The 22817-nt window shown below is 70.2% G+C and carries 24 protein-coding genes and 3 pseudogenes; 11 read left to right on the plus strand and 16 right to left on the minus strand.

The features are described 5' to 3' along the window. Window positions 1–59: 59 nt before the first annotated feature. Complete coding sequence (gene eccD, locus G6N45_RS26210) at window positions 60–1364, plus strand: type VII secretion integral membrane protein EccD (RefSeq protein WP_163726847.1); 1305 nt, start codon at window positions 60–62, stop codon at window positions 1362–1364. Continuing rightward, window positions 1361–2677 carry a type VII secretion-associated serine protease mycosin gene (gene mycP / locus G6N45_RS26215; protein ID WP_163726850.1) on the plus strand — a complete coding sequence of 439 codons (1317 nt, stop codon included), beginning with the start codon at window positions 1361–1363 and terminating at the stop codon, window positions 2675–2677. The genes eccD and mycP overlap by 4 nt, the downstream gene beginning before the upstream one ends. Here mycP and eccB read toward each other — a convergent pair. Further along, complete coding sequence (eccB, locus tag G6N45_RS26220; RefSeq protein WP_163726853.1) at window positions 2642–4027, minus strand: type VII secretion protein EccB; 1386 nt, start codon at window positions 4025–4027, stop codon at window positions 2642–2644. The genes mycP and eccB overlap by 36 nt on opposite strands. A gap of 45 nt (window positions 4028–4072) precedes the next feature. Then, window positions 4073–4624 carry a CGNR zinc finger domain-containing protein gene (locus tag G6N45_RS26225; RefSeq protein WP_057151072.1) on the minus strand — a complete coding sequence of 184 codons (552 nt, stop codon included), beginning with the start codon at window positions 4622–4624 and terminating at the stop codon, window positions 4073–4075. Window positions 4625–4718: 94 nt separating this feature from the next. Here G6N45_RS26225 and G6N45_RS26230 point away from each other — a divergent pair, with 94 nt between their 5' ends. From G6N45_RS26230 to G6N45_RS26245, 4 genes are read left to right on the plus strand one after another with little or no spacing between them, the layout of a single operon-like run. Continuing rightward, window positions 4719–5738: an EamA family transporter gene (locus G6N45_RS26230; RefSeq protein ID WP_163726857.1), complete on the plus strand. Its 1020-nt coding sequence runs from the start codon at window positions 4719–4721 to the stop codon at window positions 5736–5738. Beyond that, a complete protein-coding gene (locus G6N45_RS26235) occupies window positions 5735–6394 on the plus strand; it encodes a cutinase family protein (RefSeq protein ID WP_163726860.1) in 660 nt (219 codons plus the stop codon). The genes G6N45_RS26230 and G6N45_RS26235 overlap by 4 nt, the downstream gene beginning before the upstream one ends. Window positions 6395–6418: 24 nt before the next feature. Further along, window positions 6419–7084, plus strand: a complete 666-nt coding sequence (locus G6N45_RS26240; protein WP_407664254.1) for a cutinase family protein — start codon at window positions 6419–6421, stop codon at window positions 7082–7084. Window positions 7085–7124: 40 nt separating this feature from the next. Further along, window positions 7125–7826, plus strand: coding sequence for a cutinase family protein (locus G6N45_RS26245; RefSeq protein WP_163726863.1), 702 nt, complete (start codon window positions 7125–7127; stop codon window positions 7824–7826). Here the strand turns inward: G6N45_RS26245 and truA are convergent. The 9 genes from truA to dosR form a co-directional block, all read right to left on the minus strand. Further along, the gene (gene truA / locus G6N45_RS26250) at window positions 7823–8701 is read right to left on the minus strand and encodes a tRNA pseudouridine(38-40) synthase TruA (protein WP_163726866.1); all 879 of its coding nucleotides are present in this window, start codon (window positions 8699–8701) and stop codon (window positions 7823–7825) included. The two genes, G6N45_RS26245 and truA, sit on opposite strands and share 4 nt — an antisense overlap. Before the next feature lie 7 nt (window positions 8702–8708). Beyond that, complete coding sequence (gene rplQ, locus G6N45_RS26255) at window positions 8709–9299, minus strand: 50S ribosomal protein L17 (protein ID WP_163726870.1); 591 nt, start codon at window positions 9297–9299, stop codon at window positions 8709–8711. Window positions 9300–9359: 60 nt separating this feature from the next. After that, the gene (locus G6N45_RS26260; protein ID WP_163726872.1) at window positions 9360–10412 is read right to left on the minus strand and encodes a DNA-directed RNA polymerase subunit alpha; all 1053 of its coding nucleotides are present in this window, start codon (window positions 10410–10412) and stop codon (window positions 9360–9362) included. A 74-nt stretch (window positions 10413–10486) separates the two neighbouring features. Beyond that, on the minus strand, window positions 10487–11092 hold the full coding sequence (rpsD, locus tag G6N45_RS26265) for a 30S ribosomal protein S4 (protein WP_043405921.1): 606 nt from the start codon (window positions 11090–11092) through the stop codon (window positions 10487–10489). A gap of 17 nt (window positions 11093–11109) precedes the next feature. Next, entirely contained in the window at window positions 11110–11523 is a 414-nt protein-coding gene (rpsK, locus tag G6N45_RS26270; protein WP_043405918.1) for a 30S ribosomal protein S11, read from the minus strand. 6 nt (window positions 11524–11529) lie between these two features. Continuing rightward, window positions 11530–11904, minus strand: a complete 375-nt coding sequence (rpsM, locus tag G6N45_RS26275; protein ID WP_014814332.1) for a 30S ribosomal protein S13 — start codon at window positions 11902–11904, stop codon at window positions 11530–11532. A gap of 159 nt (window positions 11905–12063) precedes the next feature. Then, window positions 12064–12177: a 50S ribosomal protein L36 gene (rpmJ, locus tag G6N45_RS26280; protein ID WP_003879483.1), complete on the minus strand. Its 114-nt coding sequence runs from the start codon at window positions 12175–12177 to the stop codon at window positions 12064–12066. Between the two features lie 32 nt (window positions 12178–12209). Then, the gene (infA, locus tag G6N45_RS26285; RefSeq protein ID WP_003418601.1) at window positions 12210–12431 is read right to left on the minus strand and encodes a translation initiation factor IF-1; all 222 of its coding nucleotides are present in this window, start codon (window positions 12429–12431) and stop codon (window positions 12210–12212) included. Between the two features lie 205 nt (window positions 12432–12636). Further along, the gene (gene dosR, locus G6N45_RS26290; RefSeq protein WP_163726875.1) at window positions 12637–13287 is read right to left on the minus strand and encodes a hypoxia response regulator transcription factor DosR/DevR; all 651 of its coding nucleotides are present in this window, start codon (window positions 13285–13287) and stop codon (window positions 12637–12639) included. Between the two features lie 114 nt (window positions 13288–13401). On the opposite strand from dosR, the gene G6N45_RS26295 reads away from it, so the two are divergent. From G6N45_RS26295 to G6N45_RS26305, 3 genes are read left to right on the plus strand one after another with little or no spacing between them, the layout of a single operon-like run. Continuing rightward, window positions 13402–14574: a wax ester/triacylglycerol synthase domain-containing protein gene (locus G6N45_RS26295; protein WP_246228803.1), complete on the plus strand. Its 1173-nt coding sequence runs from the start codon at window positions 13402–13404 to the stop codon at window positions 14572–14574. A gap of 43 nt (window positions 14575–14617) precedes the next feature. Next, complete coding sequence (locus G6N45_RS26300) at window positions 14618–15490, plus strand: universal stress protein (RefSeq protein ID WP_163726882.1); 873 nt, start codon at window positions 14618–14620, stop codon at window positions 15488–15490. Window positions 15491–15499: 9 nt separating this feature from the next. Beyond that, window positions 15500–17137, plus strand: coding sequence for a cation:proton antiporter (locus G6N45_RS26305; protein ID WP_163726885.1), 1638 nt, complete (start codon window positions 15500–15502; stop codon window positions 17135–17137). A 7-nt stretch (window positions 17138–17144) separates the two neighbouring features. On the opposite strand, the gene G6N45_RS26310 is transcribed toward G6N45_RS26305, so the two are convergent. The 5 genes and pseudogenes from G6N45_RS26310 to G6N45_RS26325 form a co-directional block, all read right to left on the minus strand. Beyond that, window positions 17145–18554 carry a sensor histidine kinase gene (locus tag G6N45_RS26310; protein ID WP_163726888.1) on the minus strand — a complete coding sequence of 470 codons (1410 nt, stop codon included), beginning with the start codon at window positions 18552–18554 and terminating at the stop codon, window positions 17145–17147. Between the two features lie 57 nt (window positions 18555–18611). Then, window positions 18612–19814 (minus strand): alpha/beta hydrolase family protein, encoded by a 1203-nt coding sequence (locus G6N45_RS26315; protein ID WP_163726891.1) that lies wholly within the window; start codon window positions 19812–19814, stop codon window positions 18612–18614. Between the two features lie 93 nt (window positions 19815–19907). Continuing rightward, window positions 19908–20774 carry a universal stress protein gene (locus G6N45_RS26320; RefSeq protein WP_163726895.1) on the minus strand — a complete coding sequence of 289 codons (867 nt, stop codon included), beginning with the start codon at window positions 20772–20774 and terminating at the stop codon, window positions 19908–19910. A 68-nt stretch (window positions 20775–20842) separates the two neighbouring features. Then, on the minus strand, window positions 20843–21079 hold the full coding sequence (locus G6N45_RS28445; RefSeq protein ID WP_407664256.1) for a rhodanese-like domain-containing protein: 237 nt from the start codon (window positions 21077–21079) through the stop codon (window positions 20843–20845). Between the two features lie 8 nt (window positions 21080–21087). Then, window positions 21088–21554, minus strand: a pseudogene (locus G6N45_RS26325) (MBL fold metallo-hydrolase); the annotation flags it as partial. A 32-nt stretch (window positions 21555–21586) separates the two neighbouring features. Here G6N45_RS26325 and G6N45_RS26330 point away from each other — a divergent pair. Further along, window positions 21587–22018, plus strand: a pseudogene (locus G6N45_RS26330) (rhodanese-like domain-containing protein); the annotation flags it as partial. Beyond that, window positions 22015–22814 (plus strand): annotated as a pseudogene (locus tag G6N45_RS26335) (sulfite exporter TauE/SafE family protein). The pseudogenes G6N45_RS26330 and G6N45_RS26335, both read left to right, overlap by 4 nt. Window positions 22815–22817: the final 3 nt, after the last annotated feature.

A 22817-nucleotide genomic window follows, 5' to 3' on the forward strand; every position in this document is an offset into this window, starting at 1 on the left:
TCCCGTTCGGCACGATCTTCGTGCGTCACACCCCCTGAGGGTCGAGTTACGTTGCCTGAGTGACCGATACGGTGTGCCGGGTGTCCGTTCACGCGCCTGCGCGACAGACGACCGCCGACGTCGCGTTACCGACGGGCTGCCCGGTCGGCGTGCTGCTGCCGTCGATCGTCGACATCGTGCTCGGCGCGACGGATGCGCCGGCGGAACCGACCCGGTGGTTCCTGACCCGCCCCGGCGGCGTGCCGCTCGACCTGTCGGTAACGCTGCGGGACAACGCTGTTCGCGACGGCGATCTGATCCTGCTGACCGTGGCGCCGCCGCCTCCGCCCCGGATCGCGCTCGGCGATCCGGCCGGTGTCGTGAGCGCGGCCGTCCGTGGTCCCGCCCCGCGCGGGACGGGACCGGCCGCCGCGGTGGGGCTCGTCGTGATCGTGGTGCTCGCGGCGGCGCTGATCTGGGCGGGCCGAGTGGGTGGTCAGCAGCCGGCGCTGTGGGTGGCGGCGGCACTGTCCGCGGCGAGCGCCGTGACGGCGGCGATCGAGTGGGCACCGCGGCCATTGGGCACCGTGCTGTCCCTCGGCGCCGTCCTCCATGCGGCGGTGACGGGCGCACTGTCGGGTGCGGGCGCGACGTGGCCGACGGCGGGGCTCCTCGCGGCGGGCGCGGCGCTGCTGATGGCAGTGACGTTGGCGCGTCTGGGAACCGGCGCGGTGACCGCGATGAGCGGATGTGCGGCAACCGCCGGTGCGGTCGCGGCGGCCGCAGGCGTGCAGGTGGTCGCCGCGCCGGGCGTCGGGGCCACCGGCGCGCTGCTGACCGTGCTGTCGCTTGCCCTGCTGTCGGCTGCGCCGACGCTGACGGTCGTGACCGCGGAACTGGGGCCGACGCGGCACACCGTCGGCGCCGGGCGCGCGCTGACGGCTCACCGCATCCTGACCGGATTATTGGCCGGCTGGGCGGGCACCGCCGTCGCGGGTGCCGTCCTGGTCGCCGCGGACGCGGCGGTGGCGCGGGCGCTCGCTGCCACGTTCTCGGCCGTCGTCGCCGCGCTTCTCCTGCTGCGGCAGCGCGTGCACGCCGATGCGGTACGTCGAACCACGCTGTCGGGAACAGGATTCGCGGCCCTGCTGGTGACCGTGTGGGTGACCGTGACCGCGGCCCCGCACTGGGCGCCGTGGTGGTGCGCCGCCGTCGCCGCGGGCGGCGCGGCCGCCCTGCGCGGGTGGCTGCGCGAATCGCCACCGAATCCGCTGTCGCGCTGGACGATTCATCTCGCCGAATACGCCTCTCTGGCGGCCGTGGTGCCGCTGGGCGCCTGGGTCGCGGGCGTCTATGACGCGGTCCGGGCGATGAACCTGCCGTGACCCGCCTCGGTCGACTGCTCGCGGTGACGGCGCTGACGGCCGCCCTCACCCCGGCGCCGCAGGCGCACGCGGCGGTCACACCGCCGCCGATCGACGAGACCCGGCTTCCCGCAGCGGGGCCGGCCCGACCGCCACGGCCCACCGAGCAACGCGAGGACTGCGTGGCCACCCGCGCGCCCACCGGCCGGGGACGCATCCTCGACGACCTGCCGACCGTGTGGGCGCTCACCCGCGGCGCCGGGCAGACCGTCGCGGTCATCGACACCGGCGTGGCCCGCCATCGCCGCCTCCCCCGCCTGGTGCCCGGAGGCGACTTCGTCGCCGCGGCCGACGGGTCCGCCGACTGCGACGGACACGGCACGATCGTCGCCGGCATCATCGCCGCGGCTCCCGATCCGGCGGACCCGCACGCGTTCGGCGGGATCGCTCCCGAGGTGTCACTGCTCTCGATCCGGCAGTCCAGCAACAAGTTCCGTTACACCGACGACGCCGGCCCCGGGGTCGGCGACGTCGATACACTCGCCGCAGCTGTCCGGCTCGCCGCCGACCTCGGCGCCACCGTGATCAACATCTCGTCGGTGGCGTGCCTGTCCGCCGACGGCGGACTCGACGATCGGGCGCTCGGCGCGGCGCTGGCCTACGCCGTGGACGTCACCAACACCGTCGTGGTCAGCGCGGCGGGCAACGTCGGCGCCGCGGGCCAGTGCCCCGGCCAGAACTTCCGGGATGCCGCAGGCAGGGACGCCGTCTCGGTGGTCGCCAGCCCCGCGTGGTACGACGACTACGTGCTGACCGTCGGTTCCGCTGCCGCCGACGGGTCGGCGTCCGACTTCAGCCTCGCCGGACCGTGGGTCGACGTCGCTGCGCCCGGCGAGAACGTCGTGTCGCTCGCGCCGGCGGGTGACGGACTGGTCGACTCCTCACCGTCGGGAAACGCGCTGTCGGGCACCAGCTATGCCGCCCCGATGGTCGCCGGGGTCGCGGCGCTGGTCCGCACGCGCCACCCGGAATTGACGGCGCGTCAGGTCATGGCGCGCATCGAGGACACCGCTCGGCACCCCGCCTCCGGGTGGGAACCTGCGGTGGGCCACGGTGTCGTCGACGTGCTCGCCGCAGTCGGCGACCTGACCCCGGGCTCCCCGCCGCGGGCCGCGACCTCGCTGTCGGACAGTCCCGGCGAGACCCGGCCGACCGCAGCCGCGGCACCGGTCAGGGGCGTCCTGCTCTGCGCGGGTCTGGTCGGCGGGGTGGCGGTGCTGTGCGCGGCACTGCGCCGGTCACGGCCGCGCGGCGACGACGTCTCTGCGGGTTGACGCGGCCCGGGTGCTGAGGTCGGGCCCGCGCGGCAGCACCGCGAGAACGGGCCATGGAGCCCGCGCCGCGGGCAGTGGCAGCCCCAGCCGCGCGGCGGTGTCGGTGTTCTCGAGGCCGAACAGCACGCCCGCATCGGTCAGCAGGAACAACGGTCCCACGCTGTCCGGACCACTTCCGAGCGCCACCGACTGGACGAACGCGCCGCGGCCCCTCGGCACGGCGACCGCGTCGACGGCCGGGCCGGGGCCGTCGGCCTGAGCCAGGGTGACCGCTTCGTCGCGCACCGGAACCGTGTCGCCGACCAGAACAGTTGTGTGTGAAGCGGGTTCGCCAGGTGCCGGTTGCCATCGAGCGCACACCGCCGATGCTCGGCTGACACCGGCACGGTCGGGATACGTGCCGACCGGCAGGCTGTCGACGACGGGAAGCTCGCCCACGAGGTCCGGGCTCACCACGGCGACTTCGCCGACGCGCTCATCGGTGTAGCGGATCAGGTCCGCGGCGACTTCGCCGACGCGCTGCAGTCCGCCGGCGAGCACGACGAACAGATCCGGCCCGCGTCCGGCACTTGGCACCGCGACGACGGTGCCGACGGGGCGGTCGCGCAGCCGCCCCGGCCCGGCGGTCCCCCGGTCCGGGATGTGCGGCGCCGCGATGGCCGGCGCCTCGGGAACGGCGGCCAGCACGGCGGGCGAGACGAGCTGTGGCTCAACGTGATCGAGGTGCAGCGCCCGGACGACGGCGGGATGCCGCAGGTCGACCCGGGCCCTGCGGCCGTCATAGAGCAGATAGGTCAGCGCCGCACCGGCGCCGAGCGGCCTGACGAGCACGCCGCGCTCCGGCGGCGCGACGCCGTCGGCGAGGGGCCCCGCGATCACGGTCGTCGCGGTGCCGTCGTCGCACACCGTCCACGACGACTCGGCGGACGGCATCGGGGCGGGGATGTGCTGCGGCGCACCCGGGATGCCCATCTGCGCGCCTCGCCGCGCCCGGTCCACCGCGTCCTGGGCCACCACCCTCGGTGGCGCGGCGTTGCCCGCGATCAGCCACGCGGACGTCAGGTTGGGCACGGGGTGCAGCGTGTCGTCGACCCGAACGTACAGCGCGCCGCTCTCCCGGGCCATGACCACTGCCGCGTCCCCGACGTCCCCTGCCGGCCGGAACACCGCCAGCACCGCACACGCCGCGACGGCGAGGGCCGTCAACACCGCACCGGCGGCCAGCGACATCGATTGCGCGCGCAGCGGATCGTCGAGCATTCGGGTGTCGCCGCGGACCAGCGCGTGCTCCATCCTGCGCACCAGGAACCGGTGACCGCTGACCTGCAGTCGCGTGGTCGGTTGCCGCATCACACCCCCTCGAGCGAGCGTAACGACGCCGCGCCGGGGGTCGGATCACCTGTTGGAGCGGCGCTCGCGGTAGGCGGCGACGTGCTGCCGGTTGCCGCAGTTGCCGGTGTCGCAGAACTTGCCCGACCGGTTGCGGGACAGGTCGATCAGCACGGCGTCACAGTCCGGCGCCGCACACACCTTCAGTCGGCGCAATTCGCCGGAGCGGATCAGGTCGGCCAGTGCCATCGCCATCTCGGCGCCCATGCGCTGCCACAGCGGATCGTGGATGGAGGCCAGGTGCAGATGCCACTCGGGCATCTCCGGGTGCCGGGTCAGCCAGGGCGCGGCGCGGGTGTCGGCCAGCAGCGCGTTCACCTGCCCCACCGCCCTGACCTCGTCGCCTGCGGTCTCCCAGATCGCACCGAGCCGGGCGCGCAGCCGGTGCACCGACTCGAGCTCGGCGGCGTCGTGATCCCGCCTGCCCGTCCATCCGAAGCTGTCCAGGTATTCGTCCAGCGCGGGAAGGTCACCGAGCTGTTCACCGTCTACCCGGTCGGAGTTGATCAGCACTCCCGCCGCCCGGAGAGTGAGCTCGGTGTCATGACTGAAAAGCATTTGACTCATGACTCCTTTCGGCGGTAGCGTCATGACCAAAGTTGATTTTACTCATGTCTTTGCTGTTGAGGCATCCGAACCCGGAGGCGCACCCATGACCGTGCTCACGCCCACGTCGCGGTTTCGTAGCGGTCTCCTCTTCGCGATCGGCTCGGCGTTCGCGTTCGGCTGCTCCGGGCCGTTCGCCAAGGCGTTGATGACCGCAGGCTGGAGCCCGACGGCCGCGGTCACCGCCCGGTTGGCCGGCGGGGCGTTGGCGATGGCCGTGTTCGCCACCGTCGCACACCCGGGCTGGGTGCGCGAGGCACGCCGCCACCTGCGCACCGTGATCGCGTACGGGCTGATCCCGATCGCGGGGGCCCAGCTGTTCTACTACAACGCCGTCGCCCATCTGTCGGTCGGCGTCGCGCTGCTGCTCGAGTACACCGCACCGATCCTGGTGGTCGGCTGGCTGTGGGCGACCACCCGGCGTCGGCCCACCGCGCTCACCCTCGGAGGTGTGGCGCTGGCGGTGGCCGGCATCACCGCGGTGCTCGGACTGGTCGGGCCGCACGGCTTCTCCGGTGTCGACATCAACCTGGTCGGCGTCGGGTGGGGCCTGGCGGCCGCCGTCTGCGCGGCCTGCTACTTCCTGATGTCGGAGAACGTCAGCGGATCGGGTACCGAATCCGGTGTGCATCCGATCACGCTGGCGGCGGCCGGCCTGATCGTCGGCGCGGGGGCCGTCGCGCTGCTCGGGATCACCGGGCTGATGCCGCTGACCTTCACCGCCAACGACACCGTGGTGGCCGGCTGGACCACGTCCTGGGTGCTGCCCGTCGTCGCGCTGGCCCTGCTTCCCACGGCGATCGCCTACACCCTCGGCATCGTGGGCATCGCCCGGCTCAAGCCGCGGTTCGCCTCGCTGGTCGGCCTTTCCGAGGTGATGTTCGCCGTGCTGGCCGCCTGGGTGCTGCTGGGCGAGGCCGTCACGGCCACCCAGGCTGTCGGTGGAGCGATCGTGCTGGCCGGCTTGGCGCTGGCCCGCCAGGGCGACCGCGGCGACCACCTCGACGAGGCCAACGCCGCGACGTGGCCGGATGCCCCGCTAGGTGAACTAACATCGTCGGGATGAAGATCGATCTTGATATCCGCCGCGGGCCGGCGCTCGTCGCGACGCTGTTGGCCAGTACGGCATTCGTGTTCGCGCCCGCCGTCGCGGCACCCGTCGCCCACGCGCAGGGCTGCCCCGACATCGAGGTCGTCTTCGCCCGCGGCACCGACGAACCGGCCGGTCTCGGCCGCGTCGGCTCGGCCTTCGTCGACTCGCTGAGCGGACGCGTCGGCGGCCGCTCGGTCGGCTCCTACGCGGTCGACTACCCGGCGACCTACGACTTCCTGAAGGTCGCCGCGGGCGCCAACGACGCCAGCAACCGCATCCAGTACATGATCGCGAACTGCCCGAACACCCGACTGGTGCTCGGCGGGTACTCGCAGGGCGCCGCGGTGATCGACGTCATCGCCGCGGTGCCGGTACCCGGCGCAGGGTTCACCGCCCCTCTGCCGCCCAACGCCCCCGACCACGTCGCCGCGATCGCCGTGTTCGGCAACCCGTCGGCCAAGATCGGCCTGCCGCTGACCTCGAGTCCGGTCTGGGGCCCGCGGTCGATCGACCTGTGCACCCCCGGCGACCCGGTGTGCTCCGGCGGCGACGACATCCCCGCCCACAGCAATTACGCCCAGTCCGGCCTCGCCGACCAGGCGGCCGGATTCGTCGCGGGACTTCTGTAGACCGGCTATGCGTTACGGTGTCTTGTGCGAATCGACCGACTGAGCCGCCTGCTGCGTGCCGCCGTTGCCGTCGCGGTGATCCCCGCGGCCGCCTCCGTTGTCCTGCCCGCGGCAGCGTCGGCCCAGCCGTGCCCGGATGTCGAGGTGGTGTTCGCCCGGGGAACCAGTGAGCCCCCGGGTGTCGGCAGGGTGGGCCAGGCTCTCACCGATGCGCTGTCCAACCAGCTCGGCGGCCGCACCGTAACGACCTACGGCGTCAACTATCCCGCCAGCTACGACTTCCTCAACACCTCGGTCGGCGCGATCGACGCCGCAGGCCGGATCGCGGCGATGGCCGCGCAATGCCCCGACACCCGGATCGTGCTCGGCGGGTACTCCCAGGGCGCCGCGGTCGTCGACATGCTGGCCGGAGTCCCCCCGCTGGGCAACAAGATCGGCGACATCGGATCGGCACCCCCGCTGGCGCCGGTTCTGAACGGGAACGTCGCCGCGGTCACGGTTTTCGGCAATCCGGCAACCAAGTTCGGGAATCCGGTCTCGGCGGCGGGGTCGTTCGCCGGCAAAGCGATCGACCTGTGCGCCGACGGCGATCCGATCTGCTCGGACGGTCGAAACCCCTTCGCGCACACCCGCTACGAATCGTCGCCGTTCGTCCCGCAGGCCGCCGGGTTCGCTGCGGGCCGGGTCTGACCGACTGCGAGAACCACGACGCCGGTCACCGCTGATCGCTATGATCGGCCGGGTGAATGTCTCGCTGAAGGGTCGACGCCGCACTCTGGGGTCCGTAGCCGCGGCCGCGGCGGTGGCCGCGGCCGCGGCGGTGGCCGCGGGACTGATCGGGCCGACCGCACCCGTCGCGTCGGCGGAGTCGTGTCCCCAAGCCGAGCTGATCTTCGCCCGGGGCCGTCTCGAATCGCCCGGCGCCGGCCAGATCGGGAACGCCCTGGCGTCGGCGCTGCGCGACAAGACCGGGAAGAACGTCCGGCTGTACGCGGTGAAGTACCCCGCCGACACCGAGGTCGACGTCGGCGCCAACGACATGAGCCAGCGCGTCTCCTACATGGCGGGCGCCTGCCCCGACACCCGGCTGGTGCTGGGCGGATACTCGCTGGGCGCGGCGGTGACCGACGTCGTGGTGGCCGTTCCGATCGCCGCCTTCGGGTTCAAGAACCCGATGGCCGACGGCGCAGACCGACAGGTCGCCGCGGTCACGCTGTTCGGCAACGGCAGCCAGTGGGTCGGCCCACTCGCGAACTTCACCAACCCGGCGCTGCGCGACAAGATCATCGAGCTGTGCCACGGGGACGATCCGATCTGCAATCCGACCGACCCCAACAACTGGCAGGACTACTGGCCCGACCACCTCGCCCCCGCCTACATCAAGGCCGGCATGGTGAACCAGGCGGCCGACTTCGTGGCCGGGCGGATCTAACGGATCTCGTCGGCGCTGCGCAGATCCCTGGTGATCACGGTGCGCGCGGCGAGCTCGTCGTCGGGTGGGTAGTCGACGCCGACGAGCGTCAGACCCCTCGCCGGCGCCGCCGCGAAATCGCTGGAGCGCCGCGTCTCGGTGAGCAGCGCCGCGCACCACGCGGCGTCGCGGCGATGCTCGCCCACCGCGAGCAGCGCGCCCACCAGTGACCGCACCATGTTCCAGCAGAATGCGTCGGCGCTGACGTGGATCGAGATACGTTCGGCTGCGCGCACGCAGTCGAGGCGCTGGAGATCGCGAATGGTGGTCGCGCCGTCGCGGTGCCGGCAGAACGCCGCGAAGTCGCGGAGCCCCAGCAGTCCGCGGGCCGCCGCGGACATGGCGTCCACGTCGACCGGCCGCGGCCAGGCCGTCACGAACCGTGCGTCCTGAGGTGTCACACCGAACGGTGCTGTCGACAACCGGTAGACGTAGTGCCGCCGCAGCGCCGAGAAACGGGCATCGAAACCCGCTGCGGCGCGCGAGATCTGCGTGATCCGGACGTCCTCGGGCAGCATCCGGCCCAGTCGCCGCACCAGGGGCCCGAACTCCGCATCCGCGGCCCGGCGGGTGCGCGGATAGGCATGCGGCAGCGCTGCAGCGGGAACATCGACGTGCGCCACCTGTCCGGTGGCATGCACCCCGGAGTCGGTGCGGCCGGCCGCACGGGTCAGCACCGTCGTGCGGAACACCGTGCCCAGCGCGTCGTCGAGCACCCCGGCCACCGTCCGCTGACCGGCCTGGGTGGCCCAGCCGGCGAAATCGGTTCCGTCGTAGGCGATGTCGAGCCTCAAACGAACAAGCCCGCCATCGGAATCGATGGCGGGCGTGTTCACCACGTCACTACTTCGAGTCGTCAGCCTCGGCCTCGGCGACCTCGTCGGCAGCCTCAGCCTCCTGGGCCTCCTCGATCGCCGTGTCTTCTTCGACGACCTCGGCCGGAGAGACCTCGTCGACCTCGTCGACCTCAGGGCCTTCGGTCTCCTCCGGCTCGACCGCAGCCTGCGGCGCGGCAGCGGCGGCGACCTTCTGGGCCCCCGCCGAGCGGCGCGCCCGGTTGGCCTCCGACGTCACGGTCTTCTCCCGCACCAGCTCGATGACCGCCATGGGAGCGTTGTCGCCCTTGCGGTTCTCGACCTTGATGATGCGGGTGTAGCCGCCGGCACGATCAGCGAAGAACGGGCCGATCTCGGCAAACAGCGTGTGCACGACGTCCTTGTCGCGGATCTTCTTCATCACCTCACGCCGGTTGTGCAGCGTGCCCTTCTTCGCATGGGTGATGAGCTTCTCCGCGTACGGCCGCAATGCCCGCGCCTTGGGCTCGGTGGTCTTGATACGGCCGTGCTCGAACAGCGAGGTGGCCAGGTTGGCCAGCAGCGCCTTCTGGTGCGAGGACGACCCGCCGAGGCGAGGACCCTTGGTGGGCTTGGGCATTGCGACTATCTCCTATGTGGGGCCGGCCCCCGTATCAGGTAGGGCCGGGACGGATGTTCTTTAGAGCTGTTCGGTTTCGGCGAAGTCCTGGCTGTCGTCCACGTCGTAGCCGGCATCGCTGTTCCAGGTGCCGGTTGCGACGTCGTAGCCGGCGACCTCGGACGGATCGAAGCTCGCCGGGCTGTCCTTGAGCGACAGGCCGAGCTGGTGCAGCTTGATCTTCACCTCGTCGATGGACTTCTGGCCGAAGTTGCGGATGTCCAGCAGGTCGGACTCCGTGCGGGCCACGAGCTCGCCCACGGTGTGCACGCCCTCGCGCTTGAGGCAGTTGTACGAGCGCACCGTCAGGTCCAGGTCGTCGATCGGCAGCGCGAAGCTGGCGATGTGATCGGCCTCGGCCGGCGACGGCCCGATCTCGATGCCCTCGGCCTCGACGTTGAGTTCCCTTGCCAGACCGAACAACTCGACCAGCGTCTTGCCCGCCGAGGCGAGCGCGTCACGCGCGCTGATGGAGCTCTTGGTCTCGACATCGAGGATCAGCTTGTCGAAGTCGGTGCGCTGCTCGACACGGGTGGCCTCGACCTTGTAGGTCACCTTGAGCACCGGCGAGTAGATGGAATCGACCGGGATACGGCCGATCTCCGCGCCGGACGCCTTGTTCTGCACGGCGGGCACGTAGCCGCGACCACGCTCGACGACGAGCTCGACCTCGAGCTTGCCCTTCTCGTTCAGCGTCGCGATGTGCATGTCCGGGTTGTGCACGGTGACCCCGGCCGGCGGGACGATGTCGCCCGCGGTGACCTCACCGGGACCCTGCTTGCGCAGGTACATGGTGACGGGCTCGTCCTCCTCGGAGGACACGACGAGACCCTTGAGGTTCAGGATGATGTCGGTGACGTCTTCCTTGACCCCGGGCACCGTGGTGAACTCGTGCAGCACACCGTCGATGCGGATGCTGGTGACGGCCGCGCCCGGGATGGACGACAGCAGCGTGCGGCGCAGCGAGTTTCCGAGGGTGTAGCCGAATCCGGGCTCCAGCGGTTCGATGACGAACTGGGAGCGGTCCTCGGCGATGACCTCTTCGCTCAGGGTGGGGCGCTGAGAAATCAGCATGGTGTTCTTCTCCTTCTCGGCAACCGCTATTTGATGCCGTTAGGTGATTCGCGGCCGGGTTCGGCCGTGAACGTTTACTTCGAGTAGAGCTCGACGATGAGCTGCTCGGTGAGCGGCACGTCGATCTGCGCGCGCTCGGGCAGCTGATGCACGAGGATGCGCTGACGTTCGCCGACGACCTGCAGCCAGCCGGGGATCGGACGATCGCCCGCGTTGGCCCGAGACAGCTCGAACGGCAGCGTGTTGATCGACTTGTCCTTGATGTCGATGATGTCGTACTGCGCGACGCGGTAGCTGGGGATGTCGACCTTCACGCCGTTGACGGTGAAGTGGCCGTGGCTGACCAGCTGGCGCGCCATCCGGCGGGTGCGGGCCAGACCGGCGCGGTACACGACGTTGTCGAGCCGGCTCTCCAGGATGCGCAGCAGGTTGTCACCGGTCTTGCCGGGGAGGCGGTTGGCCTCCTCGTAGTAGCGGCGGAATTGCTTCTCCATGACGCCGTAGGTGAAGCGGGCCTTCTGCTTCTCCTGCAGCTGCTGGCGGTACTCGCTCTCCTTGATCCGCGCGCGGCCGTGCTGGCCGGGCGGGTAGGGGCGCTTCTCGAACGACTGATCTCCGCCGACGAGGTCGACGCCGAGGCGGCGCGACTTGCGGGTGACGGGTCCGGTGTAACGAGCCATGAGTGTTTCTTCCTCCCCTAGACCCGGCGCCGCTTGGGCGGACGGCAGCCATTGTGCGGCTGCGGGGTGACGTCGGAAATGGCGCCCACCTCGAGGCCGGCGGCCTGCAGCGAGCGGATGGCGGTCTCACGACCCGAGCCCGGGCCCTTGACGAACACGTCGACCTTCTTCACGCCGTGTTCCTGCGCCTTGCGGGCAGCGTTCTCGGCGGCGAGCTGGGCGGCGAACGGCGTCGACTTACGCGAGCCCTTGAAGCCCACGTGACCCGACGAGGCCCACGCGATGACGTTGCCCTGAGGGTCGGTGATCGACACGATCGTGTTGTTGAACGTGCTCTTGATGTGCGCGGCGCCGTGCGGGACGTTCTTCTTCTCCCGGCGGCGGGTCTTGGCGGCACCCTTCTTGGGCGCGCCCTTCTTGGCTTGTGCCATCTCGGGTTACCTGGCCTTCTTCTTGCCGGCGATGGTGCGCTTGGGGCCCTTGCGGGTGCGCGCATTGGTCTTGGTCCGCTGGCCGCGCACGGGCAGGCCGCGACGGTGGCGCAGGCCCTGGTAGCAGCCGATCTCGATCTTGCGGCGGATGTCGGCCTGCACCTCGCGGCGCAGATCACCCTCCACCTTGAGGTTGCCCTCGATGTAGTCGCGCAGCTGGGTGACCTGATCGTCGGTCAGGTCCTTGGTGCGCTGGTCCCGGCTGATGCCGGTGGCTTCCAGGATCTCCTGGGAGCGGGTACGGCCGATGCCGTAGATGTAGGTCAGCGCGATCTCCATGCGCTTGTCGCGCGGGAGATCGACGCCCATGAGACGTGCCACAGGGTGTTTCCTTCTCTATGCGGAGGTCTGATCCCAGTCCGTTCCCGGGCTCGTGCCGGGGCCCGGCCTCCGTGCCGGGCGTGTTCGAGCGGCCTATCCGCTCAGTGGTACTGGGAGGTCAACATTGGAGTTGTGTGGGTAGAGCCGGCGGACCAGCCGCTAGCCCTGCCGCTGCTTGTGGCGGGGATCGGAGCAGATCACCATGACCCGCCCATGCCGGCGGATCACCCTGCACTTGTCGCAGATCGGCTTGACGCTCGGGTTCACCTTCACGGCTGTCGCGATCCTTCTTCTCGTCGGTGTGGTTACTTGTAGCGGTACACGATGCGGCCGCGGCTCAGGTCGTAGGGAGAGAGCTCCACAACGACGCGGTCCTCGGGGAGGATGCGGATGTAGTGCTGCCGCATCTTGCCGCTGATGTGGGCGAGCACCTTGTGTCCGTTCTCCAGCTCAATGCGGAACATCGCATTGGGCAGGGGTTCGACAACGCGGCCCTCGACCTCGATGGCACCGTCTTTCTTGGCCATACTCTTTAGCGATCCTTGCTTTTCGTTTCGTGTCGGCGTGTTGGCCTGGTCGGCGCAGCTTCGAGACTGATTGGCTCCGACTAGCAACGTGAGCCGGATCTCGGGAATTCCCGACAGGCACGCAAGAAGTCGGCGCGCAAACCGCACCGTCGATCCATACTACCTGCTCGGCAGGCAGCCCCAAAATCGCTGAATGCGCAGCGTGCTACTCGTCTGCGGACCGGTGCGGCCGGTCGAGCTTGGAGACGAACGCCGCGGCCTGAGTGCGCCGCTCCATGCCCAGTTTCGCCAGCAGCCGCGACACGTAGTTCTTCACGGTCTTCTCGGCGAGGAACATCCGGGCGGCGATCTGTTTGTTGGTCAGGCCCTCGCCGAGCAGATCCAGCAGCACCCGCTCCTGCTCGCTGAGCCCCGATAGCGGGTCGGTGCGCTCGGCGGCGTTGCGCAGCTTCGCCATCAGCGCGGCCGCGGCGCGGTTGTCGAGCAGCGACCGGCCCGCGCCGACCTCTTTGACGGCCTTGGCCAGCTCCATGCCCTTGATGTCCTTGATGACGTAGCCGCTGGCGCCGGCCAGGATGGCATCGAGCATGGCCTCGTCGGAGGTGAACGACGTCAGCATCAGGCATCGCAGCTCGGGCAACCGGGACAGCAGGTCACGGCACAATTCGACGCCGTTGCCGTCGGGCAGGCGCACATCGAGCACCGCCACGTCGGGTTGCAGGGCGGGAATGCGGGCCAGGGCCTCGGACACCGACCCCGCCTCGCCGATCACGTCGAGTTCCGGGTCGGCGCTGAGCAGATCGATCAGTCCGCGCCGCACCACTTCGTGATCGTCGACCAGGAACACGGTGACCATCTGTCCAGTATGGGGGCAAGACGGCTGCGCGGGGGCAAGGGCGCTTGCAAAGGTCCCGTTCGCAAGGGACCTCCGCCTCTGCCGCACCGGTCCGCCGGCGCTGATAGTGGGGGCGTGCACGCGCAGGACACCGACCGGACCACCGATCCCGCCGCCGGCGCCGTGCTGATTCTCGAGGGCCCGATCCCCGACGCCGACGCACTGAGCGAGGGACTCGGCGAGCGGCTGGCGGCGATTCCGCATCTGCTCGGGATCGGATCCGATGTTCCTGGCCGTCTCCGGCACGCTGCGCTGCAGCATCCCGGCGGCGACGAGGACCTGTTCGGTTACGTCGCGCAGGCGATCAGGACGCCGTCGGGCGACAGGCAACCGCTGTGGCAGTGCTGGGTGATCGAGGGTCTCGCCCACGACCGCTGGGCGGTCGTGCTCACAGTGGATCCGAACATCGCCGACAGCTCCGCGGCCGTGCGCATGCTCGCCGCTGCGACCGACCGCGGCGTGGGCGCCGCCGCGCCGCGCGCGGTCGACGACCCTGCACCATCGGGGTGGGTCCGCGCGGTCCGCGACATCGTCGAGGACGCGGCGCGGATGCTGGAGACCGGGATGCGGGCCGTGTCGAACCGGCTGTGCCGGCCCGTCGCCGGCATGCACCGCTACAGCGCGGTGGAGGTGCCACTGTCCGGGGTCGCACCGATCTGCCGGACCTTCGGCGTCGCTCTCGACGACGTCGCATTGTCTGCGATCACCGACAGCTTCCGCGCCGCACTGCTGCGCCGCGGCGAAGAACCCCGTCCCGACTCGCTGCGTGTCTCCGGGATGCTGCCCGCGCTGCCGGTGCACGAAGTGGATCGGGTCACCCAACTGCTCACCGTGCAGCGGCGACTCTTGGCGGCCAGGGGCCGCAGGCAGCGCTTCGGTGCCGGTGCGCTGCTCAGCGCGGTCGACCTGCTCACCGGCCTGCCGCAGCGCGGCGTGGTGGCGGTGACCATGGACACCGCTATGGACACTGCCGTCGCCGGGTGGCCGCAGACGCTGCAGGGCCGAGCGGTGGTCCGGGTGCTTCCCGTACCGGCCCTGACGTTGCGGCTGCGCACCGCGGTGGCCATCCTGAATGACGGCGACAACCTCGTGTTCGGGATCAGCAGCGACGACGACGGCGCGCCGGATGTCGACGAGATCGCGTTCGGCATCAAGAAGGCCCTGGCCTGTCTGGCGGCTGCGGCGCGCCGCCCCCGGTCGGGTCGCCCTGCGCTGGCGATGATCCATCCCAGCGTGGCGAACGGATGATCCGGCTGCCCGGGCCGGCCGCAACGAAAGAGGACGCCGCGACATGAGCACCGCAGTCAATGGCCCGGAAGTGGTTGTCGGCGTCGATGATTCACCGTCCTCGCAGGCGGCGCTCGAATGGGCCGCCGACGAAGCGGTGCGCCACGGCGCACCGCTGGCCGTGCTCTATGCGGCGACGCCGCCGATCGGCATGTGGCCGATCGCGCCGATACCCACCGGACTGCTGGAGTGGCAGCGTCAGATCGGCAAGGACATCCTCGACGACGCCGCGCGGATCGCCCGGGACCTCACTGATGGCGCCGTCCCGGTGAGGTCCGAGTTCGCCGTCGTCCCCCCGATGGCGGCGCTGGTCGAGGCGTCCCGGACGGCCAGGATCGTCGTCGTCGGATCGCGCGGACGCGGCGCGCTGGCCCGCACCGTGCTGGGCAGCGTCAGCACCGGACTGGTACACCGCGCGCACGGGCCGGTGGCGGTCGTCCACGACGGACCGCCCCCGGCCGCCGATGCGCCCGTCGTCGCCGGGTTCGACGGCTCGGCCGCTTCGCGGACCGCGATGGAGATCGCGTTCACCGAAGCCGCCCAACGGGGAGTCACCCTCGTCGCAGTGCACGCCTGGTGGTCCCCGGGAGCGTTCGACCTTCCCGGCTTCGACTGGGAGGAGCTGCGGCCGGGCGTGGAGCGCGAACTCGCCGAGCAGCTGTCGGGCTGGCGGCAGCGCTATCCGCGGGTCACCGTCGAACCGGTTGCGGTCGCCGATCAGCCCGCTCGTCGACTGATCGAACGCGCCGATGCGGCGCAGCTGCTGGTGGTGGGCAGCCACGGCGAGGGTGCCGTCGGGAGCGCGCTGCTCGGCTCGGTGAGCAGCGCGGTCGTGCAGGCCGCCCGCATCCCGGTGATCGTCGCCCGCTCAGCCTGACACCGGACCATGGACCTGCACCCGTTCCCCACCCTGGCGGTCATCCTGGTGATCGCGACGGTTGCCGGGCTCGCCGCGATCAAGCTCCGTCAACCTCTGATCGTCGCCTTCATCCTGGTCGGTGTCGGCGTGGGCCCGGTCGGTCTGGGGTGGGTGTCCACCGCCGACACGCTGGAGCTTCTCTCCGAGCTGGGCTTGGCGATTCTGCTGTTCCTCGTCGGTCTGCGCCTCGATCTGCACATGATCCGCAGCACGGGCCCGGTGGCCGTTGCGACCGGGCTGGGTCAGGTCATCGTCACGGCAGTGCTCGGCTACCTGATAGCACTCGCCCTCGGCATGGACACCGTGACGGCACTGTATGTGGCTGTTGCCCTTGCATTTTCGTCGACGATCATCATCGTCAAGTTGCTGTCCGACAAACGTGAGCTCGAACAGTTGCACGGACGGATCGCACTGGGACTGTTGATCGTGCAGGACATGGTCGTCGTGGTGGTGATGATCGGCCTGACGGCTTTCGGACAGGAACGGGCCGGCAGCGTTGGGTCCGGTATCGCGGCCGTTGTCGGCAAGGGTGTCGTACTGCTCGTCGCTCTCTGGCTGCTGATGCGCTTTCTGCTCCCGCGGCTGATGCCGCAGATTGCTCGCTCCCAGGAACTGCTGGTGCTCTTCGGGGTGTCGTACGCGGTATCGGTGGCCGCTGCCAGTGAGTGGCTCGGCTTCAACGCCGAGGTCGGCGCCTTCCTCGCAGGAGTCTCGCTGGCCAGTACCCCTTTCCGTGACGCACTGGGCGCCCGACTGTTGAGTCTGCGCGATTTCCTGCTCTTGTTCTTCTTCATCACGTTGGGGGCGGGGCTGGACTTCACCGATGCGACCCGACAACTGGCGCCGGCGGCAGTGCTCACCGTTTTCGTGCTGGCCGTCAAGCCGCTGATCATCATCGCGATCATGGCGGCATTGCGTTATCCGGTGCGGGTCGGCTTCTCGGTGGGCGTGCCCGCCGCGCAGATCTCGGAGTTCTCGCTGATCCTCGTGGCGCTGGGGCTGAGTCTGGGACACATCGACAACACCACGGTCAGCCTGATCACCGTGGTCGGGCTCGTCACGATCGCCGCCTCGACCTACATGACCACCTACGACCGCCAGATCTATGACCGCGCGCAGCGATGGCTGTCCGTTCTCGAACGACGGCACCTCGCGCGCGCGCAGCCCACCGCCGCCGGCGTTGACGTCGACGTGATCCTGTTCGGGCTCGGCCGGTTCGGAAGCCACCTCGCCGAGCGGCTCAGCAGCGCCGGTCACCGCGTCCTCGGCATCGACTTCGATCCGCACGGCGTCGCGGCGCACCGGGACCGTGGCGTCACCGCAACCTTCGGAAGCGCCGAGGACATCGGTCTGCTCGACGCGTTACCGCTCGATCAGGCGAAGTACGTCATCAGCGCCATTCCTACGCTGCGCACCAATTTGGCTCTGCTGCACGGCCTGCGGCACCACGGCTTCGTCGGCACCGTCGCGATGACCGCACACACTGGCCGCGATGCCGAGCGACTCCGTGCCGCCGGGGTCGACATCGTGCTCGAGCCGTTCGCCTCGGCGGCGCGAACCACGTCGGACGCCCTGCATCAGCTACTCGCCGACAACGACGGTTGAGAGCGAGTCAGTCGGCATTCAGCGGAACCACCCACTCGACGACGGCACCGGGTCCGGGACTGAGGTTTGCGATCGTCGCGCTGCCGCCCAGCGCCTCCGCGCGGGTCCTGATGTTGCGCCTGCCGTTGCCCATCACGTCGCCATCGGACACGCCGATTCCGTTGTCCCATACGGTGATCCGCAAATCTGAAGAGGTCACCGCGACGGTGACCCACGCGGCGGTGGCCTGGGCATGGCGCGCGACGTTGCTCAGCGCCTCACGGACGACGGCCAGCGCGGCGGCGTGCGCCTGCGGGCGGATGTTCGCGTCGTCGATCGGACCTTCGAACTGCAATGCGGGGGTGAAGCCGAGCGCCGCCACGCTGCCCTCGACGACGTCGATGATCGCCGAGCGCATCCGGGTGGAACGCACCGGCGCCGAGATCGTCTGGTGCAGGTTGAACACCACCTCGCGCAGGTCACGGATGATCGCATCGGTCTCGTCGATGAAACCCTCGAGGTCGGGATTGCGTCGGGCGGCCGCCGAGGTGAGGCCGAGCCCGAGCCCGAAGACGCGCTGGATCACCCGGTCGTGCAGGTCGGCAGCGATGCGGGCCTGTTCATCGCGCAGTTCGCTGTCGACGAGCCGGTCTGTACTGGCGCGCAGGCTCAGCCTCATCTGTTCCACGGCCCGGGCCAGTTCGGCGGTCTCGCGGGGCCCCGTGGGATGGATGGGCTGGTCGTAATCGCCGTCGGCGACGGCCTTCACCTCTACCAGGAGGTCCTCGACCGGCCGGCTGAGGCGGCGCTGCACGGCGACCAGGGCACCGATGACCAGCACCGCCAACACCACCACGCCGATACCCTGGATCAGGTTGGCCAGCCGCTGCGCCGATTCGATGCGTTGCAGCTGAGCCGTCGCCATCTCACTGGAGTAACCGGCCAGCGCGCGGAGGTGCCCGCGCAGATCGTCGAACAGCTCCTTCCCCCGCAGTTCCATTGCAGCTTGCTCGGCAGGCGCTATCGAACCGGCCCGCCGTGCCGCGATCTGCGGCTCTGCGGCCACCGACCGCCAGGTGTCCGCCGCGGCGGCCACACCGTCCAGGAGCGTGCGCGCCCGTTCCTCGTGCGCCAGGTCGTCACCGAGCGTGGCCATCAGCCGGACGGCGGCGGTGCCGCCGGCGTCGTAGGGTTCCAACGACGCAGGATTGCCGGTCAGCATGAAGCCGCGCTGCCCTGTCTCCTGGTCGGCGAAGGCGCGGCGCAGCGCCTCCACATCGTTTTGCACCGGCACGACGCGGCCACGCAACTCGTCGACGGCTCGTGCGACGGTGGCCCGCCCGGTGATCGACGCCGCCGACACGGCGAGGAACACGACGCTGAAGACGGCGAGGCAGAGCCACGTCAGTTGACGCAAGGAGTGCTGCCGGTGATCCATGCCCGCGGCTGCCGAGTTCCCGCGTGTGAGCGATCCAGTCACCTGCGAGGCCATCGTTCAGCCGATCGCGCTGTCTGGGGCCGGGGCGCCACTCGACGCCGCCAATCCCGATTGCAGGAGGGCGGCGTTCACGAAGCGCTGCACGGGGCGCGACTGGAAGAAGCCGGCGTGGCCGCCGCGGTACCACTCGATATCGGGTCCACCCCAGTGTTCCCAGAGCCGGTGCACCTGCTCCCGCGGGTGCACCACTTGATCGGCCAGCCCGGCGTAGATGAAGCGACCTGCCATCGGCACTCGCGGCGGCAGCGACAGCGGCGAGATCATCCGGCCGAGAGGGGCCGCCAGCGCGATCGTGTCGAGCCGCGGATCGTTTTGGCGCAGACCGGAATGCCGGCCCAGCAGCTCGATCAGGTCGGCCACGGGCACGCCGAGGATGGCGCACGCGAGGCGGTCGTCGAGCCCCGCGACGAGCGCGGCGACGAAGCCGCCCAGAGACAATCCGTACAGCCCGATCGCCGCCCCCGGCTGTCGGCGCCGGATCCAGCCCAGCACCGCACGGACGTCCCACACCGCCTGTGCGGTGGCGTGGATGTTGTCGAGTACGTCCTCCCCAGGGAACACCGCGCCCTTCGGCAAGCATTTCGAGCGGGGTCCGTGCATGGGCAGCACCGGAAGAACGACGTTGAGCCCGAGTTGCTCGTGCAACTGCCAGGCCCGGAACAGCGCGAGATCGAGCGCAGCGCGCCCCATCTCGGTGCCGTGGATGCACACCAGCCATGGCCGTGGCGCCTGGTGTCGCAGCATCAGACCGTAACCTTGTGCGGTGGCCCGATAACCCAGCCACCGGGCGGTACCGGGCTCACCCGGTCGCGGCCGGTAGGCGCTGACCCAGCGCAACCGTTCGTACGAGCGGTTGCCGCGCTGCACCGGATGGACCTCGAAGTCGATGAGCCGGCGCGGCGCGGTGAAGAAGCGGCGGGGATCATCGAGCAAGCCGTGACCATCGTAAAAGTCGAGAGCCGCAGAGACTTCTGCATCTATGCGCGCGAAGGCCGCCGGATCGCTCAGTGGGCGGCGGGCCCGCAGACCGAGAAGCACCACCTCGTCGCGCAGCGCTTCGGCAGCCAGGGCGAGCGTCGGCCGGGCAATCGGCATCTGATTCGGCGCAGATCCCAGGTAGTCCCGCCACGAGCGCGCGTAATAGCCGCCCGTCCTGGCCAACGGGCCTAGAGCGGCTCGCAGCGGCGCAGCGGGTTCCATGCTGGCGACGCTATCCGCGCCGACGAACCACCACAGGAGGCGTTGGTCACATGCCGGCGTGGCACAACGGCACCGAGATCCCCCTGCAGCGTGTTACGGACGTACCACCGTCACCGGAACGTCGACCGACTGCGCCACCGTCGAACTCACCGATCCCAGCAGCATGCCGGCGAACCCTCCGCGGCCGTGGCTACCGACGACCACCAGTTGCGCGCGCTGCGACTCCACGATCAACCACCTTGCGGGCGCGTCGTATTCGAGCCGGCGACGCACCCGGACATCGGGATAGCGTTCCTGCCAACCGGCGAGACGTTCGGCGAGGACCTCGGCGGCCGACTCCTCGTACGAGGTCCACTGGGCACTCTCGTACGGCAGCGCCGCGATATCCGACCAGGCATGGACCGCAACGAGATCCACGCCGCGCACGGCCGCCTCGTCGAAGGCCAGCGCCGTGGCCGCTTCCGAGGCGGGCGAGCCGTCGATGCCGACCACGACCGGCGACGCCGGGGCGGGCAGCCGCCCGTACCGACTGTTCACCACGGTCACCGGACAGTGCGCGTGGTGTAGCAGACCTGTGCTGACCGAACCCATGAGCAGCCGGCCCAGCGCGCCGCGGCCCCGGCTGCCGACCACCACCATCCATGCGTCCCGGGATGCCGCGACGAGGGTCGACAGGGCTGTGTCGTAGCGGACTTCGGTGCGGATGTCCGGAACGCCGGCGGCATCGGAGTCGGCCGACACCAGCGCTCGGGCATGCGCCAGGGTGTCCTCGGCGTTCTCCCGCTCGCACTCCGCAACGGTTTCCTGAAGCGGGCGCATGGGCCAGGTGACGACCGCAGGTGTCACCACGGTCATCAGGGTGAGGGGCACGCCGTGCCGACGGGCCTCGTCGGCGGCCCAGCACACCGCGGTGCTCGACTCCTGTGACCCGTCGAGCCCGACGAGGATCCCGTGGTCCATGGCACTCAACGCTAGGACTCCGGCGCGGACGGTTTTAGGGCCGTTGGTCATCGCGGAAGGCCATCACCTCAGATCATGCGGGCACGATCAGGCAGGGACATGGCCATCGGCCCACGCGTGGTAGCCGCCCTCGAGGTCCGACACGTCGTCGAAACCCTCGGCGCGCAGCAGTGAGGCCGCGACGCTGGAGCGCCACCGCCCGCGCAGTGCACGACGATCGGCCGGCCGGCGGGGAGCCGGCCCAGCCGGACACGCAGTTGCGCCAACGGCAGGTGGATCGCGCCCGGGATGCTGCCGGACGCCACCTCCGCGGGATTGCGGAGTCGTGGACGGTGCGGTAGATCGCCCGCGCCAGGTCGCCGGTGGAGCTGTCGCCGATGTTGACCAGGTCCGGCCGGCCGACGTCGCCGATGAACAGCGAATCACCGGTGAGCACCGCTGTCGGCTCGGCATCGGGACGCTCGCGCACCAGCACACTGATCGATTCCCAGGTGTGACCGGGAGTGGAGAGCATCTCCAGGTCCACCTCGCCGAGGCTGATGTGCTCCCCGTCGGCCAGGCAGCGGATCGGGTAGTCCGTCTGCGCAGCCTCCCCGAAGCCGATCCACGCCCCGGTCGCATCGACGAGTTCCAGATGGCCTGACACGAAATCGGCGTGGAAGTGCGTGTTGATGACCCTTCGATGCGCAGCCCGTATCTGCGGGCGTCGGCCAGATACTCGGTGATGTCGCGGCGCGGGTCCACCACGATCGCGCGTCCGGTCGTGTGGTCGCCGATCAGTTACGACGCGTGCGACAGGCACTCGATGTAGTTTGCTGCGGGAGCACCGGGACGAGATCCTCTCGCACGTCGACGACGACGTGGTGCTGGTGTGCCGGTCGGGGCAGCGCGCCGCGCAGGCCGAGGAGACGCTGCGCCGGGCCGGCCTGCCGAACGTGCACATTCTCAACGGCGGCATCACCGCCTGGCAGGCCGGTGGCTTCGCGGTGAACCGCGGTGCGCAGAAGTGGGACCTCGAACGCCAGGTGCGGCTGGTCGCCGGGCTCATCGTCGCCCTCAGCGTGCTGGGCAGTCTCGTCGTGCCCGGCGCGCAGTGGGTGGCGTTCGCGATCGGGGCGGGTCTGACGTTCGCAGATGTGAGCAACACCTGCGCCATGGGCATGCTGCTCGCCAGGCTTCCGTACAACCGTGGGGCGAAATGTGATGCGCAGACCGTGGTCTCGCAATTGGCGAGCGCGAAATGATCGGTTTGACGATCGCGCTCGCCGTACTCGTCGGCGTCACCCTTGGCCTGCTCGGCGGCGGTGGCTCCATTCTCACGGTGCCGCTGCTGGCCTACGTGGCGGGCATGCGCGGGGCGCGTCCAAGTGGCGCACCGCCCTGATCTTCGGCGCAGCCGGCATGGCCGGCGCGTACGCCGGCGGTGTGCTGGCCCGATTCATCCCCGGCACCGTGCTGTTGATCGGTTTCGCGGTGATCATGATCGCCACCGCGTTGGCCATGCTGCGCGGCCGCAGAGATATCGATGCCGGCGCCGCGCCCCGCGCGATCCCCGTCGGCAAGGTCGTTGCCGAGGGCCTCGTCGTCGGTCTGGTCACCGGACTGGTCGGCGCCGGCGGCGGCTTCCTCGTCGTGCCTGCGCTCGCACTGCTCGGTGGGCTGCCCATGCCGCTGGCCGTCGGCACGTCACTGGTGGTCATCGCGATGAAATCGTTTGCCGGACTGGCCGGTTACCTGTCCAGCGTGCAGATCGACTGGGCGCTGGCCGGCGCGGTCACCGCGGCTGCGCTGATCGGCGGCCTGATCGGCGCCCGGTTGACAGCCGTCGTCAACCCCGACGCTTTACGCAAGGCGTTCGGCTGGTTCGTGTTGACGATGTCGTCGGTCATCCTCTGGCAGGAGGTCCACCCCACGGTCGGCGGCGCTGCGGCCGGCATGACCGCACTCGCCGCGGGGCTGACCTTCGCCTGCAGCCGCTATCCGCGGTGCCCGTTGCGGCGATTGGCCCGACCCGCCGTCACGGCAGCGACCGGGACCTAGGAT

The sequence above is a fragment of the Mycolicibacterium psychrotolerans genome, assembly GCF_010729305.1.
GTDB classification, from domain to species: domain Bacteria; phylum Actinomycetota; class Actinomycetes; order Mycobacteriales; family Mycobacteriaceae; genus Mycobacterium; species Mycobacterium psychrotolerans.

Bases quoted from the DNA above. Each gene is read 5' to 3' on its own strand.
- eccB (WP_163726853.1), bottom strand. From the start codon at position 4,027: ATGCGGCAACCGACCACGCGACTGCAGGTCAGCGGTCACCGGTTCCTG.
- G6N45_RS26225 (WP_057151072.1), bottom strand. From the start codon at position 4,624: ATGCTTTTCAGTCATGACACCGAGCTCACTCTCCGGGCGGCGGGAGTG.
- G6N45_RS26230 (WP_163726857.1), top strand. From the start codon at position 4,719: ATGACCGTGCTCACGCCCACGTCGCGGTTTCGTAGCGGTCTCCTCTTC.
- G6N45_RS26235 (WP_163726860.1), top strand. From the start codon at position 5,735: ATGAAGATCGATCTTGATATCCGCCGCGGGCCGGCGCTCGTCGCGACG.
- G6N45_RS26245 (WP_163726863.1), top strand. From the start codon at position 7,125: ATGATCGGCCGGGTGAATGTCTCGCTGAAGGGTCGACGCCGCACTCTG.
- rplQ (WP_163726870.1), bottom strand. From the start codon at position 9,299: ATGCCCAAGCCCACCAAGGGTCCTCGCCTCGGCGGGTCGTCCTCGCAC.
- G6N45_RS26260 (WP_163726872.1), bottom strand. From the start codon at position 10,412: ATGCTGATTTCTCAGCGCCCCACCCTGAGCGAAGAGGTCATCGCCGAG.
- rpsD (WP_043405921.1), bottom strand. From the start codon at position 11,092: ATGGCTCGTTACACCGGACCCGTCACCCGCAAGTCGCGCCGCCTCGGC.
- rpsK (WP_043405918.1), bottom strand. From the start codon at position 11,523: ATGGCACAAGCCAAGAAGGGCGCGCCCAAGAAGGGTGCCGCCAAGACC.
- infA (WP_003418601.1), bottom strand. From the start codon at position 12,431: ATGGCCAAGAAAGACGGTGCCATCGAGGTCGAGGGCCGCGTTGTCGAA.
- dosR (WP_163726875.1), bottom strand. From the start codon at position 13,287: ATGGTCACCGTGTTCCTGGTCGACGATCACGAAGTGGTGCGGCGCGGA.
- G6N45_RS26300 (WP_163726882.1), top strand. From the start codon at position 14,618: ATGAGCACCGCAGTCAATGGCCCGGAAGTGGTTGTCGGCGTCGATGAT.
- G6N45_RS26305 (WP_163726885.1), top strand. From the start codon at position 15,500: ATGGACCTGCACCCGTTCCCCACCCTGGCGGTCATCCTGGTGATCGCG.
- G6N45_RS26310 (WP_163726888.1), bottom strand. From the start codon at position 18,554: ATGGATCACCGGCAGCACTCCTTGCGTCAACTGACGTGGCTCTGCCTC.
- G6N45_RS26315 (WP_163726891.1), bottom strand. From the start codon at position 19,814: ATGGAACCCGCTGCGCCGCTGCGAGCCGCTCTAGGCCCGTTGGCCAGG.
- G6N45_RS26320 (WP_163726895.1), bottom strand. From the start codon at position 20,774: ATGGACCACGGGATCCTCGTCGGGCTCGACGGGTCACAGGAGTCGAGC.